This window comes from Companilactobacillus zhongbaensis, from assembly GCF_003946515.1.
GTDB classification, from domain to species: domain Bacteria; phylum Bacillota; class Bacilli; order Lactobacillales; family Lactobacillaceae; genus Companilactobacillus; species Companilactobacillus zhongbaensis.
This window is the reverse complement of the sequence record NZ_RHOM01000025.1, coordinates 14,622-31,259: the sequence shown is the minus strand read 5'-3', so window position 1 is coordinate 31,259 and position 16,638 is coordinate 14,622. Positions and strand designations below refer to the sequence as shown.

15 protein-coding genes and 5 pseudogenes are annotated in these 16,638 nt (G+C 39.8%); 12 read left to right on the top strand and 8 right to left on the bottom strand.

Annotated elements, in window-relative coordinates; translation table 11 throughout:
• The first annotated feature begins 571 nt into the window (after positions 1 to 571).
• Genes EKM69_RS09545 through EKM69_RS09535 form a run of 3 tightly spaced genes read left to right on the top strand, consistent with a single transcriptional unit; the run spans position 572 to position 3,528 of the window.
• Entirely contained in the window at positions 572 to 1,765 is a 1,194-nt protein-coding gene (locus EKM69_RS09545) for a quaternary amine ABC transporter ATP-binding protein (RefSeq protein WP_125710499.1), read from the top strand.
• Positions 1,765 to 2,607, top strand: coding sequence for an ABC transporter permease (locus EKM69_RS09540; protein WP_125710497.1), 843 nt, complete (start codon positions 1,765 to 1,767; stop codon positions 2,605 to 2,607). Before EKM69_RS09545 ends, EKM69_RS09540 begins: the two co-directional genes overlap by 1 nt.
• A gap of 12 nt (positions 2,608 to 2,619) precedes the next feature.
• Positions 2,620 to 3,528: a glycine betaine ABC transporter substrate-binding protein gene (locus tag EKM69_RS09535; RefSeq protein ID WP_125710494.1), complete on the top strand. Its 909-nt coding sequence runs from the start codon at positions 2,620 to 2,622 to the stop codon at positions 3,526 to 3,528.
• An 85-nt stretch (positions 3,529 to 3,613) separates the two neighbouring features.
• Here the strand turns inward: EKM69_RS09535 and EKM69_RS09530 are convergent.
• Positions 3,614 to 4,401 (bottom strand): IS5 family transposase gene (locus EKM69_RS09530; RefSeq protein ID WP_125710492.1). Its coding sequence is split into 2 segments (ribosomal slippage): positions 3,614 to 4,149 and positions 4,149 to 4,401, totalling 789 coding nucleotides; the frame shifts between segments, so codons are not numbered across the junction.
• A gap of 80 nt (positions 4,402 to 4,481) precedes the next feature.
• Here EKM69_RS09530 and EKM69_RS12690 point away from each other — a divergent pair.
• The gene (locus tag EKM69_RS12690; RefSeq protein ID WP_076633039.1) at positions 4,482 to 4,574 is read left to right on the top strand and encodes a hypothetical protein; all 93 of its coding nucleotides are present in this window, start codon (positions 4,482 to 4,484) and stop codon (positions 4,572 to 4,574) included.
• 222 nt (positions 4,575 to 4,796) lie between these two features.
• Here the strand turns inward: EKM69_RS12690 and EKM69_RS12535 are convergent.
• Together EKM69_RS12535 and EKM69_RS12530 are read right to left on the bottom strand one after the other, a co-directional pair.
• Positions 4,797 to 5,006 (bottom strand): annotated as a pseudogene (locus EKM69_RS12535) (transposase); the annotation flags it as partial.
• A gap of 177 nt (positions 5,007 to 5,183) precedes the next feature.
• Positions 5,184 to 5,414: pseudogene (locus tag EKM69_RS12530) on the bottom strand (transposase); the annotation flags it as partial.
• 424 nt (positions 5,415 to 5,838) lie between these two features.
• Between EKM69_RS12530 and EKM69_RS09515 the strand changes: the two are divergent.
• Together EKM69_RS09515 and EKM69_RS09510 are read left to right on the top strand one after the other, a co-directional pair.
• Positions 5,839 to 6,207, top strand: coding sequence for an ArsR/SmtB family transcription factor (locus tag EKM69_RS09515; protein ID WP_003678450.1), 369 nt, complete (start codon positions 5,839 to 5,841; stop codon positions 6,205 to 6,207).
• A 1-nt stretch (position 6,208) separates the two neighbouring features.
• Positions 6,209 to 6,823, top strand: a complete 615-nt coding sequence (locus tag EKM69_RS09510) for a CadD family cadmium resistance transporter (RefSeq protein ID WP_125710488.1) — start codon at positions 6,209 to 6,211, stop codon at positions 6,821 to 6,823.
• Positions 6,824 to 6,907: 84 nt separating this feature from the next.
• Here the strand turns inward: EKM69_RS09510 and EKM69_RS09505 are convergent, their stop codons facing one another.
• The 5 genes and pseudogenes from EKM69_RS09505 to mobQ all read right to left on the bottom strand — a co-directional run bounded on the left by EKM69_RS09505 (position 6,908) and on the right by mobQ (position 12,236).
• On the bottom strand, positions 6,908 to 7,939 hold the full coding sequence (locus EKM69_RS09505; RefSeq protein WP_004270929.1) for an IS30 family transposase: 1,032 nt from the start codon (positions 7,937 to 7,939) through the stop codon (positions 6,908 to 6,910).
• Positions 7,940 to 8,047: 108 nt separating this feature from the next.
• On the bottom strand, positions 8,048 to 8,212 hold the full coding sequence (locus EKM69_RS12375; RefSeq protein ID WP_158071088.1) for a hypothetical protein: 165 nt from the start codon (positions 8,210 to 8,212) through the stop codon (positions 8,048 to 8,050).
• Between the two features lie 3 nt (positions 8,213 to 8,215).
• On the bottom strand, positions 8,216 to 8,431 hold the full coding sequence (locus EKM69_RS09500; RefSeq protein WP_011222028.1) for a hypothetical protein: 216 nt from the start codon (positions 8,429 to 8,431) through the stop codon (positions 8,216 to 8,218).
• Positions 8,432 to 8,553: 122 nt separating this feature from the next.
• Positions 8,554 to 10,201: pseudogene (locus tag EKM69_RS09495) on the bottom strand (DNA topoisomerase).
• Positions 10,176 to 12,236, bottom strand: a complete 2,061-nt coding sequence (mobQ, locus tag EKM69_RS09490) for a MobQ family relaxase (RefSeq protein WP_125710486.1) — start codon at positions 12,234 to 12,236, stop codon at positions 10,176 to 10,178. Before mobQ ends, EKM69_RS09495 begins: the two are co-directional and overlap by 26 nt.
• 270 nt (positions 12,237 to 12,506) lie before the next feature.
• Between mobQ and EKM69_RS09485 the strand changes: the two genes are divergently transcribed.
• From EKM69_RS09485 to merA, 6 genes and pseudogenes are all read left to right on the top strand, one after another.
• Positions 12,507 to 12,716: a hypothetical protein gene (locus tag EKM69_RS09485; RefSeq protein WP_013729135.1), complete on the top strand. Its 210-nt coding sequence runs from the start codon at positions 12,507 to 12,509 to the stop codon at positions 12,714 to 12,716.
• Between the two features lie 21 nt (positions 12,717 to 12,737).
• Complete coding sequence (locus tag EKM69_RS09480; protein ID WP_105961668.1) at positions 12,738 to 13,016, top strand: hypothetical protein; 279 nt, start codon at positions 12,738 to 12,740, stop codon at positions 13,014 to 13,016.
• Between the two features lie 230 nt (positions 13,017 to 13,246).
• Positions 13,247 to 13,318: pseudogene (locus EKM69_RS12685) on the top strand (hypothetical protein); the annotation flags it as partial.
• A 3-nt stretch (positions 13,319 to 13,321) separates the two neighbouring features.
• Positions 13,322 to 14,166, top strand: a pseudogene (locus tag EKM69_RS09475) (IS30 family transposase).
• A 131-nt stretch (positions 14,167 to 14,297) separates the two neighbouring features.
• Complete coding sequence (merR, locus tag EKM69_RS09470) at positions 14,298 to 14,690, top strand: Hg(II)-responsive transcriptional regulator (RefSeq protein ID WP_076633486.1); 393 nt, start codon at positions 14,298 to 14,300, stop codon at positions 14,688 to 14,690.
• 28 nt (positions 14,691 to 14,718) lie between these two features.
• Positions 14,719 to 16,614 carry a mercury(II) reductase gene (gene merA / locus EKM69_RS09465; protein ID WP_076633485.1) on the top strand — a complete coding sequence of 632 codons (1,896 nt, stop codon included), beginning with the start codon at positions 14,719 to 14,721 and terminating at the stop codon, positions 16,612 to 16,614.
• Positions 16,615 to 16,638 lie beyond the last annotated feature (24 nt).

The following is a 16,638-nucleotide window of genomic DNA, read 5'->3' as shown; positions in this document are numbered from 1 at the left end:
CTAGATCTGTCCGGATTAGTTCAAATTGTTCACGAGAGATGTCGCTACTATAATGGTGTGCAAAGCTTTTCATGGATTAAAAACTCCTGTTTTTGATCTAATTTAACTAAAATCAAATCGAATGTCAAAGTATCCAAACACGTTCTTAAGATAGGTAGTGACCAGACATATAATTTGGACTTGTTATGAATATGTGTTAAGGTAGTCTTAATGATTCGGCTGTAACATTTTTGTAATGTTGGACCACAAGTTCGTTTTATAGTTATTTTACAGCGTGGCCGATCAAAGCTAGTAAAGCATCGATCGGTCTCTTTTTGTATCATGTTTTTCATTTTATTCAGTAAGGTATACGCTAGGCAATACACTATAATAACGAAGGTTCAAGCTGTAGACAGTTCAAGTCTTTTTTATTCGAGCAGAAAGGCCAGTTATCAGGCTGCCCTGACGAATTTCAACTGCTAGGGCAGTGTAGGGTGTACTAAACATTTTTCAGCCGATGGTTCTTAATTGTTTATGAGTTACACCAAGCACTTCGCAGCATAAGAAAGCACGGATTTATTGGAGGCATGTAATGACAGAAAAAGTTAAAGTCAAACATTTAACTAAAATATTTGGCAAACAGATCTCTCAGGCTAAGGAACTCCTTAAACAAGGTAAGAACAAAGAGGAGATCCTTGCTCAAACTGGTTGTACAGTTGGTGTCAGTGACGCTAATTTTTCAATTAATGAAGGAGAGATCTTTGTTGTCATGGGTCTATCCGGTAGTGGTAAATCAACCCTGATCCGGATGATCAATCGTTTGATCAACTCGACTGATGGAGATGTCGAAGTTGATGGCCAAAGTGTGATGGATCTAGACAAAGAAGGTTTGCGTAAACTACGCCAGGATAAGTTCGGAATGGTTTTCCAGAATTTTGCTTTGTTCCCACACTTGACAGTTCTGCAGAATGCGGAATATGGATTAGCACTAAAAAAAGTTGATCAGGAAACGCAAGAAAAAAAGGCCAAGGATGCTTTGAACCTAGTTGGTTTGAATGGTTACGATCAACAATATCCCGACCAGTTATCTGGTGGGATGCAGCAACGGGTCGGTTTAGCACGGGCAATTGCCAATGATGCCGAGATCTTACTGATGGACGAAGCCTTTTCTGCCTTGGATCCACTGTATCGTAAAGAAATGCAGGATCTCTTGTTACAGATCCAAGAAAAAATGCATAAGACAGTTATTTTCATTGGTCATGATTTAAACGAAGCCTTGAAATTGGGTGATCGAATCATGATCATGCGTGATGGTGTAGTTCAACAGATCGGGGATCCTGAAGATATCTTGACGCATCCGGCTAATGATTATGTCGAACGCTTTATTGAAGGCGTTGACCGGACTCAAGTCTTGACAGCCAGCAGCGTCATGGCTAAAGCACAGGTGGTCAACATTGCTAAAGCTGGTCCGCGAGTGGCTTTACGCCGCATGCGTGAAAATGATATTTCTTCGATCTATGTGGTTGATAACGAAAACAGGTTCGTCGGCTTTGCTGACGCGCATGATGTTTCAGACCTGATCAAGAAAAACAGTAAAGATTTACGGTCCGTTTTGAATACCGATGTGCCCAAGACTCATGCTGATACACCGATCAATGATCTGATCAATGATATTTCGAAGACCCCGATCCCGTATATCGTGGTCGATGATGATGATCATTTGCTGGGTATTATATTGCGTGGGACAGTCTTGGCTGCTATTTCCGGGGAAGAGGTGAGCGCTTAATGAAAGGTATCGGAGCATTACCATTAGCCGATTGGATCAACGCTGGTGTTGATTGGCTAAGTAAATTTACAGGATTTTTCAACAGTATCACGGCTTTTTTCCAGGCTATCATTGACGCGATCCAATGGGTCTTTGATTTATTGCCGGAATGGCTATTTATCATTGTTATTTTGGCTTTAACGTATTGGGTCAAGAAAGACCAGAAGAAATTGGGCTTCATGATTTTTGAAGTTTTGGGTCTTTTATTGATCTGGAACTTAGGATATTGGCGTGATATGACACAGACCCTGACTTTGGTCTTGTCGTCAAGTTTGATCGCGATCATCATTGGGATCCCGCTGGGGATCTGGATGGCTAAGAGTAATAAAGCTGAAGTTGTGATCAAACCGATCCTGGACTTCATGCAGACTCTGCCGGCCTTTGTTTACCTGATCCCAGCTGTGGCCTTCTTTGGTATCGGGATGGTCCCTGGTGTCTTGGCATCTGTGATCTTCGCAATGCCGCCGACAGTACGGATGACCAGCTTGGGTATCCGTCAGGTCCCAGAAGGCTTGATCGAAGCTGCCGATTCATTCGGTTCGACTAGCTGGCAAAAACTGATCGGACTGCAATTGCCGATGGCTAAGACAACGATCATGTCCGGTGTCAACCAGACAATGATGCTCGGACTTTCCATGGTCGTTATTGCATCGATGATCGGTGCGCTTGGTTTGGGTACGCAGGTTTACTTCGCTGTTGGACGTAACGATGCTGGTGCAGGTTTCGCTGCAGGTATCGCGGTGGTTATCGTCGCTATTATTTTGGATCGGATCACACAATCGTTCAACCAGACATACAGATAAGGGGTGATCATAGTGAAGAAGAAAATCCTCCGTTATTTAAAATTAGCAGCCGCGACGTTAGGCTTGGCAGTAGTTGTTAGTGCCTGTGCCAAGCCGCCCGAATATAATTCGCATAAAAAATTAGGGTCTCAGATCAACTATACGATCACAGGGATCGAAGCTGGTGCGGGTATTACTGATAGTACTGAAACGGCTTTGAGTAAGTACCATCTGAAAAGCGCAAATTGGCAAATTATGCCAAGTTCTACTGCTGCCATGGTAAGTACCTTGGATAAGGCTATTAAAAATAAAGAGCCGATCGTAGTGACAGGGTGGCAGCCACACTGGATGTTCGCCAAATATCCGCTGAAATTCCTAGATGATCCTAAACATGCTTATGGCAAGGGTGAATCAATGCGGACTATTACTCGAAAGGGATTTAAACAAGATAATCCAGGTGCCAATAAATTCTTAGAGAATTTCCATTGGTCGATCAAAATTTCTAATCCATTAATGATGAAAATCAACAACGGTATGAATAAACAAAAGGCCGTTGATGAGTTTATTAAGGACCATCCTAAGCAAGTCAAAGAGTGGCTAAAGGGTGTGCCTGATGGAAAAGGCAAGAAAATCAAGATCGGGTATACTCCATATGACTATGAAATAGCTACTACTACCCTAGTCACAACTCTTTTGAAACAAAAGGGGTATGACGCAACGATGCAGCAGCTTGATGTTGGTATTATGTGGAGTGCGATCTCTAGTGGTAAATTGGATGCGACAGTTACAGTCGAACTTCCTGTGACACATAAGTTATATGCTAAGAAATATAAGGGTAAATATGTTGAAGTCAGGAAAAATCTGGAGCATGCTAAAACTGGATTGGCTGTGCCGAAGTATATGAAGAATATTAATACCATCGATGATTTAAAAAACAAATAAAAATAAGGTTGATGCAAAAAGTATTAGTGGATCATCCTGAAACGTAACCTGGCTGTTAACGACCCATTACCTCCTTAGAACCTGTCTAATATCTTTTGAGCATCACAATCAAATAAGCTAAAACAACCATTTGGCGACTAGTACTAAGATGTCGTTCGCAATTTTTCCAAAGGCGCCGACATTTATCTAGCCAACTAAAAGTACGTTCCACTAACCAGCGTTGCGGAAGCACTTCAAATTTATGTAATTCATTACGCTTAGCCACCTGTACGGTGGCTTTTAAATTGGAATGAACAGCGGCGGAAAAGTTGTTCCCAGTGTACCCACCATCAACTAGTACTGTTTTGACGTGATTAAGATGTTCACGATATAACGTCAACATAGCAATGGCTCCTTGACGATCAGACACATTAGCCGTAGTAATGTGAATAGCTTGTGGTAAACCATTGATATCAACTGCTAAATGGCGCTTAATACCGGAAACTTTTTTACCTGCATCATAACCTTTATGCTCAGCAGTATCTGCATTTTTTACGCTTTGGGCATCGATTATAATAAATGTCGTTTTGGCTGAGCGTGATTGTAAATTACGCTGTTGAGCGATAATTTTTTTAAACAGTTATCAAGTAGCGATGCCTCTGTGACAAAAGGCGATGCAGACCAAAGCTTGTAGTAATTATAGACGGAATGCCATTCAGGAAAGTCACTTGGAACTTGTCGCCATTGACAACCTGTTTTTAGGACATAGATAATCACACAGAAGACCTCGTAGAGGTCATATTTTCGGGGCCTAGTTTGTTTTCGAAAACTTTCTAGCTCTGGTCGAATCTGTTCAAATTGTTTGCGGGTAATATTGCTTGGATAGTTTTTCATGGCTAAAACTCACTTTTTAATAAAACTATATCAGATTTTTTAGATATTAGACAGGTTCTTACTATTCTGAAGTTGAGGATATTATCAATGGTATTTTATTCTTGGCGAGTGACAAAGCTAAGACAATTACCGGAACAGAATTAGTAATTGATAATGGTAGCCTAGCTATTTAAAAATATGAGTCTTGAAAAGATACCCTGCAAATGTAAAGAGGTATCTTTTCGGGACTTTGTCAAATAGTGTTGATGGTCCATAGAACTCTATCTTATGGTAGGATTCTTTTTTTACCGCCATAGCTAGATTAAAGTGTTTGGGTTGGGAGGCAGGTGCGGGTCCGAAGCGTAGCGAAACGGGCCCGCACCTGCCTCCCACAGTGTTGACCTAAATTTTTTATTTTAGGCATGGATCAATTTGATGCGGATAAAGAAATGCCTTAAGTTACTGAAACCGTAACAGCTACGTTTAAGTTCTTTGATCTTGCGATTGATCCCCTCTAACGGCCCATTAGAGTAGTCATAGAGACAAGCGTTCCTGATCCCTAAGTAGTTCTTTTGAATGGTCCTTATGACGGTATCCATTTCAGTACCATTGGGACGGTAGTTCATAACTAATTGTTGTAAAGTAGCCCGATCGCGGTTGCGAATAAAGGTTAAGAGGTAGATTGTAAAATTAATCCGAACGCTGTTCGGACAAAAAAGATCAGCTTCCTTTAAAATGGTGTTTACCACAAACCCATTTTTTAAAACCTTATCCAGAGGAGTGATACCAGCAGGAGATGGCGTTTTAGTCCAAAGTAACCAGTAATAATAGACGGTTTCCCATTTAGGAAAATCACTGGGTAAATCGCGCCAAACGCACCCATTTTTCAAGGTATAAAGCAGGGCACAAAAGATATCATATAAATCAACCTTTCTTGGCTTAGTCCGCTTACGTATGCCTTCTAGATCTGTCCGGATTAGTTCAAATTGTTCACGAGAGATGTCGCTACTATAATGGTGTGCAAAGCTTTTCATGGATTAAAAACTCCTGTTTTTGATCTAATTTAACTAAAATCAAATCGAATGTCAAAGTATCCAAACACGTTCTAAGGAATTAATTTATAACTGAAGGAACAACTTCACTTCATTATTAATTAAGCTTTCTACTATCTGTTTTTATATGATTACCAGATTACTCTGAGGACAATGATTGGCGGCTATTTATATTGAAAGAATTAAAATGGCGCAAAATGATAGTAACGAAACTTTGGCATCTTCTGGTAGATTAAATTAAAACTAAGACCTGTATCTTAGTTTTAATTTAACTAGTGAATATGAATAGTGGTTAATGTCAGATAGAGTGGCTATAGGAGCTACTCTATTTTTTGATTCAAATTAAATTGGGGACAACACTATTACATGATATAATGTAATAGATTAATAAACGAGGAGTGATCTAATGATACAAGTAGACTGTTGTCCGGGTAAACCAGATTTGGCTGATCGGGCATTGTTAAATGAGAATCAAGCCGCTGACATTGCTTTACTTTTTAAAGTACTCGCAAATAATACGCGGCTAAGAATTTTACATTGCTTAACGCGTGAACCAGATATGGCCGTTAGTGAGATTGCTACATCACTAAATATGAAGGTCCAAGCCATCTCAAACCAGTTACAACGTCTAGTAGATCAAAAGATAGTTAAAGCGAAGCGTAATGGCAACTTCATTGAATATCAGATCATTGATGAATGTACGGCAATTTTATTAGAACGGGCATGGTGTTTAGCTGAAGATGCCGGAAAAATCAATGCTGGTGGGGGAAAATAAAATGATCAGGACAATTATAACGAGTATTATTCTTTATACATCAACTGCAATCGACTTATTAGTTATTTTAATGTTACTTTTTTCAAAATATCGTTCAACAAAGCATCGCCGACAAATTTATATTGGTCAGTTCTTAGGCTCATATACGCTCATTGGAATTAGTTTGTTTTTTGCATTTATTCTCCATTACGTACCCGCCAAATGGTTACTAGGTTTTTTAGGGTTGATTCCCATTGCCTTTGGAATCAAATATATATTTAGCAAAGAAGATGAAGCCGCAGAAGTTGATCAGAAAATTGAAGCGCGTAAAAATAAGAATTTAATTGCAACGGTGGCTTTAATTACGGTAGCTTCTTGTGGTGCGGATAATATTGGCCTTTTTGTTCCTTACTTCGTATCATTATCACTGGTACAGCTAATCGTAACGCTGTTTGTTTTTACCATTTGTGTTTATTTTTTAGTTTTCCTTGGTGATAAGTTCTCACAAGTGAATTTTGTAAAGAACTTTCTTGATCGTTTTGGTGATTGGATCATGGCCATTATTTATATTGGTTTAGGCATCATGATCATTCTTGAAAGTGACACTATTAGGCATATTATGCAGCTATTACTTTAACCCAAATTGCAAGAACAAATTAGCCACACGATAAATCCTATTAAATCAGTATTTTCATTAATATTCATATTTTATGGGCTTAACTTAGCCGGCGGAAGCAGCGGAGAAAAGCTCTTTGGGTGTTTGATAGCCAGTTTGCCGGCGCGGTAAATTGTTTAGCTTTGACTCAACTGCTTGGATATCATGAGGACCCAAAATATCCATGGATAGACCCTTGGGTACATCGCGGCGGATCATTCGATTATGCGCTTCGTTAGTCCCACGCTCAGAGGAACGATATGGATGGGCATAATAAAGGTCAGCGACACCGGTAAGTACAGCGCCAACTTCCGAGAACTCAGCGCCATTATCGGCAGTAACTGACTTCATGATTGATCCGTATTCTTGACAGATCTTGGCCAGCTCATAGTTGACCGAATCGGCATCACGACCATCGATCAAACGTAGAATTTGGCAGCGGGATTGACGCTCGATCAGCGTTAAGATCACACTCTCTTGACCGTTGCGCTTGCCAACCACGGTGTCCAATTCGAAATGGCCAAACTCTTGGCGCTGGTCGATACTTTTAGGCCGTTCATCAATACTCCGTCCGGCCAGACGCTTGTGCTTGATCGAGTGATGATGTTTGGCACGGTGGCGCGTTTTTTCGAGTAGATCAAGATTACGGACTTCAAGTAACTGGGCATCAATATAGTGGTATAGCGTCTTGGTCGAGACCATCTCCTCAGGTTGATATAAGCCTTCAAGTTTGGCCCGTCCTACTGCTGCATCAGGCGACCAACCATCTTGACGCAAATGAGTCGTAAAATAGTCGATAAAATCAGCGACACCGACGAGTTTCAAAGGTCGATGACAGTGGGCTCGATTAGCTTCGTACTTAGCTTGTGCTGTTTCTGGTGAGTATACAGCGTAATATTGGCGTTGACCATTCACTTTTTTTACTTGGTCGATCTCGCCGCGGCACAATTCATTATTGATTGTTTGATGACAAACATTAAGCGCTCTGGCAATTGCACGATTGGAATAGCCTTGGCTGTGCAGCGTAGCAATTCTGCCTCGTTCAAACGAAGTTAGGTGCTGACCTTTTTTTCTGACTGTGGTATTCTGTTCTTGCATCAAGACAATAACCTCTTTCATTGTTTGTGTAGGAACATCAATGATAACAGAGATTTGTCTTGGTGTTTTTTATTTTATCAATTAGCTAAAAGTATTTGGCTAACTTGATTATAAAACGCGCGATTCAATGTTTCTGGCGCTATAATGATGAAATTTAGCCAGGGTATTAAGATACTGTTTAAATCGGTCACTATCGGTTAATTTTAGGATTTGTTGTTCAGCCTGGGCGACTAATTGTGCTTTCCAGGCTTTAACGTCGGCTTTACTCGGCATTGTCTACCCCTCCTCATCTTCAAAAATATCATTCAATATAGGGGCTACGTTGATTTGAACCGGGGTCGTGCCATAAAGGGCAACGTAGCCATCGGCTAATTTTTGCCAAGCCACTTGATAATAAGACCCATTTCCAGTAATTTCTTTTAAATATTTGTAGGTTCCTTTAGTCTGCAAAACCGGTAATTCACTCCCAATGACTGTTAATTCGTTATCCATATTTATGATCTCCTTTGCGTTGCTAATCTCACCCGTTGTTTAGGTTTACTTTTAGGGTTGTAAAAGTGAACCTAAATGACGGGTTCGCCAACCGGAACGTAGTGTAGGGCGGTAGGCAGGTTCTAATCAAAATCAAAACTTAATTTATGGCCGTCAAGCTTTAACTTGGCGTCAAACGACTTTCCTTTTTTGCTCTTGAACCCCTTTAGTTTGCTGGTTTCCCCCTTAGTGATTAAGGCTTTGATCGCAGTTTTACCGAGGGTTTTACTGCTCCATTTCTTGGGCAGGGTAAAGTCTTCGCCTTGCTTAGGCTTTACAATGTAAAACTTCTGTTTATTTAAAACGGTCGCTTGCGGTGTTTCTAAGAAGACCTCGGCGGCTTTTTGGGCTTGCTGTTGGTGATCGATTTGTTGCTTAATGGCTGCACTGCCAGTTAATTGCGTGGGAACATCAGCGATCAACTTTGCCACGAACTTTTTGATTTGGCTCAAAAAGTTATCCGGGGTGCGTTCTTCGGTACTGATTTGTTGTAACGCTTGCTCCCATTTAGCCGTCATTTCTGGGCTAGTTAGCAAGGGTTCGAGTTCGACCGCTTTACATAAAGTAGTTCCCGCTTCACTGACGTGGAGCTTGTTCTTTTCAGTAACCAAATAGCCGCGTTTTTTTAACACTTCCAGCACATTGGCCCGGGTCGCACTTGTCCCAATGCCTTGCACATCTTTGAGAATCGCCTGGGCTGCTTCATCATCAAGCGTTTTGCCGGCGGTCTTCATTGCCGTAATCAGGGTACCTTCGGTAAATGGCACGGGTGGGGTCATTTCTTTTTGCGGTGTTTGCAGATTTGCTTTAACCTGATCGCCTTGGTTAACGAGCGGTAAAGTTGCTGCTTCTTGCTGGTCGGCTGTGTGATCATCAAATAAAGCTTGCCAGCCTTGCTTAGTTGGGACCTTACCGGTTGCTTTAAAATTGGCGTCACCAACTTGGGTGATAATGGTGGTTTCCTCGTACTCGTACGGATCAGCAAACATCGCTAACGTCGTTCTTAAAACCAAGTCATAGACTTGTTGCTGTAATTTAGGTAAGCTGGCTAGTTTCTCTTTAGTCGGCACAACTTTAGTCATAATAATGGCGTAATGTTCTTCAACCTTTTTCCCACTGACGTAACGTTTATTTGGGGTGGTATTGGTTAAAGCGACTTGCTTAGATACCAAACCCAGATACTTCGTCAGATTAGCCACTAAATAATCAAATTCTTCATCAGTGATATAAGCACAATCGGTGCGGGGATAACTGAGCAGTTTGTCTTCGTATAAGCTTTGAATAGCCGCTAAGGTTTGGCTGGCGCTGGCGTGATAACGTTTATTCATGGCACTTTGGAGACTAGATAGCGAGAATAGTTGGGGACTAGCTCGTTTTTTGCCTTGCTTTTGGACGTCCTTGATTAAACCGTCCTGTAATCCCTTCTGAACGTGTTTAGCTTGCATGAATGTCATTAGCCCTGTTTCGCCTTTAAATCGCTGATAGGGGTCTAATTTTGCTGAATTTTTTGCTAATTAGCAATAATTTCAGCATTTAGTTCAAAATAGGGTTTCGGCTTAAAGGTTTTGTTTACCTGGTTTCTTTAATAGACCATACACAAGGCTGGCAGCTATACGTAACTAATCGAGCACGCTCTAATTTTTATCAATATAAAATACTTTATGGGCTACCATTCATATCAATTAACCAGTCGCTAATTTTGTGATTACAAGTGCATGCCCCCATCTTCATGCCGGTTTCGAGTTTGGTGTTGCCGTTGCTTTTTCGTCATTTCCCACTCGGTCTCCTTTAGTCCACGTAGTCGCTGTTTTCTTAGATAGTCCGTATTTTTCGCATATAAAATGGTCATTAAGGCTTCGTCCAAAATATTCATCAGGTAATTTTTTGGGCTAGTTGGATGGTAATTAATGGCCTGATAGTCCTTAACTTGAGCTCGCTTATATTGATCAAAGCGCATTGTCTGTTGTTTCAAACGGGCTTGCACCATTTCAATTTGTTTGTGATCCAACTTAGGATCTTGGCCACATTCGCCGATAAACAGTTGCCGGGTGCCATCATGTTTTAAGACCCGTTGCAGTCGATGATCCTGAATATCTTTTAATTCCATTTTACCTAACAGGTAATTTAAACCGGCTTGGTGTTGCTGACTAGTAAAGACTACCGGTGGCTGCTGTTGCAATTGACTAAGATCATTGCCGCTTAATGGCTTTAATTCTGGGTCATAGTAAACCACAGCGGTATAGACTTGCTCCTTATCAATCGTCTCTAGCTTATCGAGGTCACTGTCCGGAAAAGCAGTCGTTAGAATGCTGTTGTATTGGGTTTGCACTACGGCTTTAACTTCCCGCATGACCCGCAAATTTTTCACCGCTTTAGAAATGAATTCGAGTTCGTTAGGTTGATAAGCGGCTAGCATGCCCCGATCAGTAGGCTTCAAATCGTCTAACTGGTGACCATGTTTGGCTAGTACCGTGGTTAATTGCTTCTCAATCGTCTGGGTTTGCTGATTAACTAACTGCCAGCTGGTATATGGCCGCTTGGTAAACGTCAATAATTGCTGGGTTAATAAGTCACTTCGAATATCCGCTAACCGTTCTGCCAATTCGCTACCCTTAAAAATCGTTTGTTCACTATTAGTTTCTTTAATCAGTTCCCGTCGTTCAGCTGCGGTTGTCTGTTCAAAATTAAGTTCCGGATAAAGCTTTTTCGTTGCTCGTTCCACCACTTTATTTAACAACTGGTTAGCTTGTGCTAGTGATGTCGTTTGCTGGTCAATAGTCAGCAGTTGCTTGGTTACATCCTCACCAATGGCATGTTTGATTAATAAGCTGTTTTTCCAATTAAACAGCATGCGCTGTTTATCATCTAAATGTTCTAAATCGACATAGGTTTTCAATTGCTGACTTAGATGACTAATTGTGTGTTTTTCAGAGAAGGATAGCTCGTCAGTTAACGCGTCAAAATGTTCATGATTTCTTATCTTTTCGTCAAGATTATGATATTTAGCTTGAGCGTTTCTTTGCGCTCTAACTTGTTGATTAAATGCTTTTCGATTTTTTCTTTGGCTGTTAATGCCTTCGTGTTGGGTAGGTGTCTCTTGAATTCCTTGATCGACAAACGATTTTTCACTAATCCGATCCGGAATATTTTTTTGTGCTAAGAACTGATTAACACTCAACGCCCAATTTTTTCGCCATTCATTAATTTTTTCCTTTTTATCCCAATCAACCAACCAAATTTTTCTTTGTTTTGGAAACCCGCTTTTGGTTAAAAGTTGCTTGCCATTCTCATCTTTAATGTACTGCGTCTTTGCTTTTAATCCCCAACTACCATCGGAGTTAAATGGGCGGTTGGTTAACATCACATGTGCATGCGGATTGTCTGGGTGATCGCGATGAATTGCTACGTCAGCTACCATACCTTGATCGACAAAATTCTCTTGCAAGTATTTAGTTAATAATTCTTTCTGTTCTGATTCACTTAATTCTACCGGTAAAGCTACGTTAAACTCTTTTGCATACCGTGAGTTTGATTTACGATCTTTCTTTTCAACTTCATTCCATAACTGCTCCCGATCACTCGCCCATTCCGGTGCATTTTTTGGCGTCAAAATAAAACTTTCTGGCATGATCGACCGGGCATACAAATAGTGGCGACCTTCTTTCTCGTCAAATAATTTTTCACCACTTCGATAAGCAGATCCAGCAATGGCACTACGTCCTTTACCAGCACTAATATTTTGAAAACTCATGTGAAAAATTGCCATGTTTGTCACCGACTCTCTTGGGGTTTATGGTTTTTATTTTGTTATCGCCAACGGCGACTTCTAATACAGTCTTTAATGGGTTAACACAACATAGAATTAATTCTATGTGTAAGTGCGCATTGACCTCGTTTTACTCGGTCTGCTGATTCTCCTGAATTTACTTTTAGTGTATGACTTCCGCTTCTCTATTTCAACTTTTATCCTTTGACTTAACATTCTCTGTACGATATAGTGTCGGTGATTATTTTTAATATGATTGGAGGGATCGTTATGTCTCAAAGCAACTTAGAAAAACAAGAAGCTAAATTAAAACAGCTTAATCAAAAGATTAAAGCTGAAAAAAATAAGATTGAACAACGGCTAGGTAAACAAATCATCAGTCAAGCCAATTTAGATTATGCTAATTTGTCTAACGATCAGATTAAGCTTTTAGCCAAGCAATTTTCTGAATTTTTAAAGGTAAAGTCCGTAGATCATTAGCATACGAGATGGGGAAATTCCATGTCTAATCAATATGAAAAACTAGTCGAGCAGCAAGCGCGTTTAAAACAAAAAATTGAGCGAGAAGATTTTAAATTACGGCAATCTAAATACTATGAAAATCGGCAAGCCCGCAAAGCCCGTTCTCGCCGATTAATTCAAAAAGGGTCTTTATTAGAAAAGTACTTTCAAGCTAATAACCTCTCGGTCGAACAAACCGAAGAACTTTTAAAAACATTCGCTGACTATGTCAACGCCCATAAACCGGATAAATTAAAAAACGATCAACCTAATAACTAGGCCGATCGTTTTTATTTTCAAGATTGTTTTGGGTCTTCGGAATATATAGTGGAATTACTTTCTTAATAGTTTAAAAACAACTGGTGTTTAAATCGGATTTTCTGGTGGGATGTTAGGATAATCAATAGTATTATGGCAGATTGTAAAATTAAACCGAACACCTTGCATAAAAAAACTGCAGAGACTTTAATGGTAATTGACTAAAATCAACCATAAAGGATCTGCAGCTTATGTCTTCTAGTTTATCAGCTCACGAACGTTCTGTCATTGAAACAATGATCAAACTTAATCATTCAACTCGAGAAATAGCCCGTTTCTTAAAGCGTTCTCCTGCAACTATTACCTACGAGTTAAATCGAATTAAACCATACAATGCACAACAGGCTCATCATTTAGCCCAGTGTAATCGGCACAAACACGGTCGCCATCCGACCCTAACACCTGAAATATCAGCTTTTTTGAACCATCACATTGGTATCTTGAAGTGGTCACCAGAAACCGCTGCTCATGTATTGGGTATTGCTTTCAAGACCATCTACAACTGGATTCATCATGGTTTGCTTAAAATTAAGTTATCAGATTTACCTGATAAAGGTATTCGACGTAAACGTCAATCTGACGGCCGTAGACGTGTTTTTGCTCATGGCCGTTCAATTGAAAAACGACCAAAAGCTGTCCAATTAAGACAAGAATTTGGTCATTTTGAAGTTGATACGATGCAATCTGGTAAAACACGTGGCGATGTTTTAGTGACCATCACAGAACGATTGAGTCGACAACATATCATGAGACATGTCAGTGGGCGCAATAGTCAGGCAGTGACACCAGCTATTATTAGGTTTTTCAAGGGTATAAAAATGCTAAATCAATTACAGTTGATCACGGTCGAGAGTTTGCAAAATATGATGAAATAGAAGAACAGCTAGGCATACCGATGTATTTTGCACACCCATATTCACCAGAAGAACGTGGTAGTAATGAAGTGCTAAATCGATATGTCCGTCGTTTTATCCCAAAAGAACGCAAAATTGAAACCATCAGTCAGAAAGAATTAGATCAAATTAATCATTGGATTAATGCCAGGCCAATGAAAACGCTCAACTGGCAATCACCACGAAAAGTCTTTCAGAAACATGCGGTGTTCGGATAATTCTTGCAATCTGCCTTATATAAAAGTATCAATCACATACGAGTGATACTTTGGGAAAAAAATAAAATAGTCCAATTTACTTGAACGTGTACTATGGTACACGGTTTATAATATTCATGGGGTGAAATAAGATGATTTATCGCATTAGTGAGTTTGCAGATAAATGTGGAGTTAATAAAGAAACGATCAGATATTACGAGCGAAAAAATTTATTACAAGAACCTCACCGAACGGAAGCTGGTTATCGGATATATTCATATGATGACGTTAAGCGTGTTGGGTTTATTAAACGAATACAGGAACTTGGTTTTTCTTTAAGCGAGATTTATAAATTACTTGGTGTTGTAGATAAAGATGAAGTTCGTTGTCAAGATATGTTCGAATTTGTTTCTAAAAAACAAAAGGAGGTGCAAAAACAAATAGAGGATTTAAAACGAATTGAAACTATGTTAGACGACTTAAAACAACGATGTCCAGATGAAAAGCGATTACATTCGTGTCCAATAATAGAAACATTAACATGAGAGATTAATTAACGAAAGGAGCTTTTTTATGAATAAATTTAAGGTAAACATTTCAGGAATGACTTGTACGGGTTGTGAAAAACACGTAGAATCAGCACTTGAAAAGATAGGTGCTAAAAATATTGAGTCTAGTTATCGTCGTGGTGAAGCAGTATTTGAACTGCCCGATGATATTGAGGTTGAAAGTGCAATAAAGGCGATTGCTGACGCAAACTATCACCCGGGCGAAGCAGAAGAATTTCAATCGGAACAAAAGACGAATTTATTGAAAAAATATCGGCTAAACGTTGAAGGAATGACCTGCACTGGTTGTGAAGAACATATTGCGGTTGCTCTTGAAAATGCAGGTGCAAAAGGGATTGAAGTAGACTTTCGTCGCGGAGAAGCACTGTTTGAACTACCGTATGATGTAGACATTGATATCGCGAAAACAGCGATTACTGACGCACAATATCAACCGGGCGAAGCGGAAGAAATACAAGTGCAATCGGAAAAAAGGACAGATGTAAGTTTAAATGATGAAGGTAACTATGATTATGATTACATCATCATCGGTTCTGGTGGAGCTGCCTTTTCATCTGCCATTGAAGCCGTTACTTTGAACGCAAAAGTGGCTATGATTGAGCGTGGAACGGTGGGTGGAACTTGCGTTAATGTCGGATGCGTTCCTTCTAAGACCTTATTAAGAGCAGGGGAAATCAATCATCTAGCAAAAAATAATCCATTTGTGGGATTACACACTTCGGCTTCAAATGTTGATTTAGCGCCATTAGTAAAACAAAAGAATGATTTAGTAACCGAGATGCGAAATGAAAAATATGTGAATTTAATTGATGATTATGGTTTTGAATTAATAAAAGGTGAAGCAAAATTCGTAAATGAAAATACAGTTGAAGTAAATGGCAATCAAATCACAGCCAAAAGATTTTTAATAGCTACAGGTGCTTCTTCAACTGCACCTAATATTCCCGGATTAGATGAAGTAGATTATTTAACAAGCACTAGCTTATTGGAATTAAAGAAGGTTCCAAATCGTCTTACCGTAATTGGTTCAGGATATATCGGCATGGAATTAGGACAACTATTTCATAACCTCGGGTCAGAAGTCACTTTGATTCAAAGAAGCGAGCGTCTATTAAAAGAATACGATCCTGAAATTTCAGAAGCCATTACTAAGGCCTTAACAGAACAGGGAATTAATTTAGTAACAGGTGCAACCTATGAACGAGTTGAGCAAGATGGAGACATTAAAAAAGTTCATGTTGAGATAAATGGTAAAAAGCGAATTATTGAAGCAGAACAATTGCTAATTGCCACTGGAAGAAAACCAAATACAGAATCATTAAACTTACATGCAGCAGGCGTTGAAGTTGGTTCCCGTGGTGAAATTGTCATTGATGATTATCTTAAAACGACCAATTCCCGAATTTATTCAGCTGGAGATGTCACTCTCGGTCCCCAATTTGTTTATGTAGCTGCTTATGAAGGTGGACTTGCTGCTCGTAATGCAATCGGAGGACTAAATCAAAAGGTCAATTTAGAAGTGGTTCCAGGCGTTACGTTTACTTCTCCATCGATTGCAACGGTTGGTTTAACGGAGCAACAGGCAAAAGAAAAAGGATATGAAGTGAAAACATCGGTATTGCCGTTGGATGCTGTTCCAAGAGCGCTCGTTAATCGGGAAACAACAGGTGTTTTCAAATTAGTGGCAGACGCGAAAACATTGAAAGTGTTAGGGGCGCATGTAGTGGCAGAAAACGCAGGAGACGTAATTTATGCAGCAACATTAGCTGTGAAATTCGGTTTAACTGTTGGAGATCTGAGAGAAACGATGGCTCCATATCTAACAATGGCAGAAGGATTGAAGCTGGCTGTCCTAACTTTTGATAAAGATGTTTCGAAATTATCTTGCTGTGCAGGCTAAGGGAACTTTTTTACAACTCCCTAT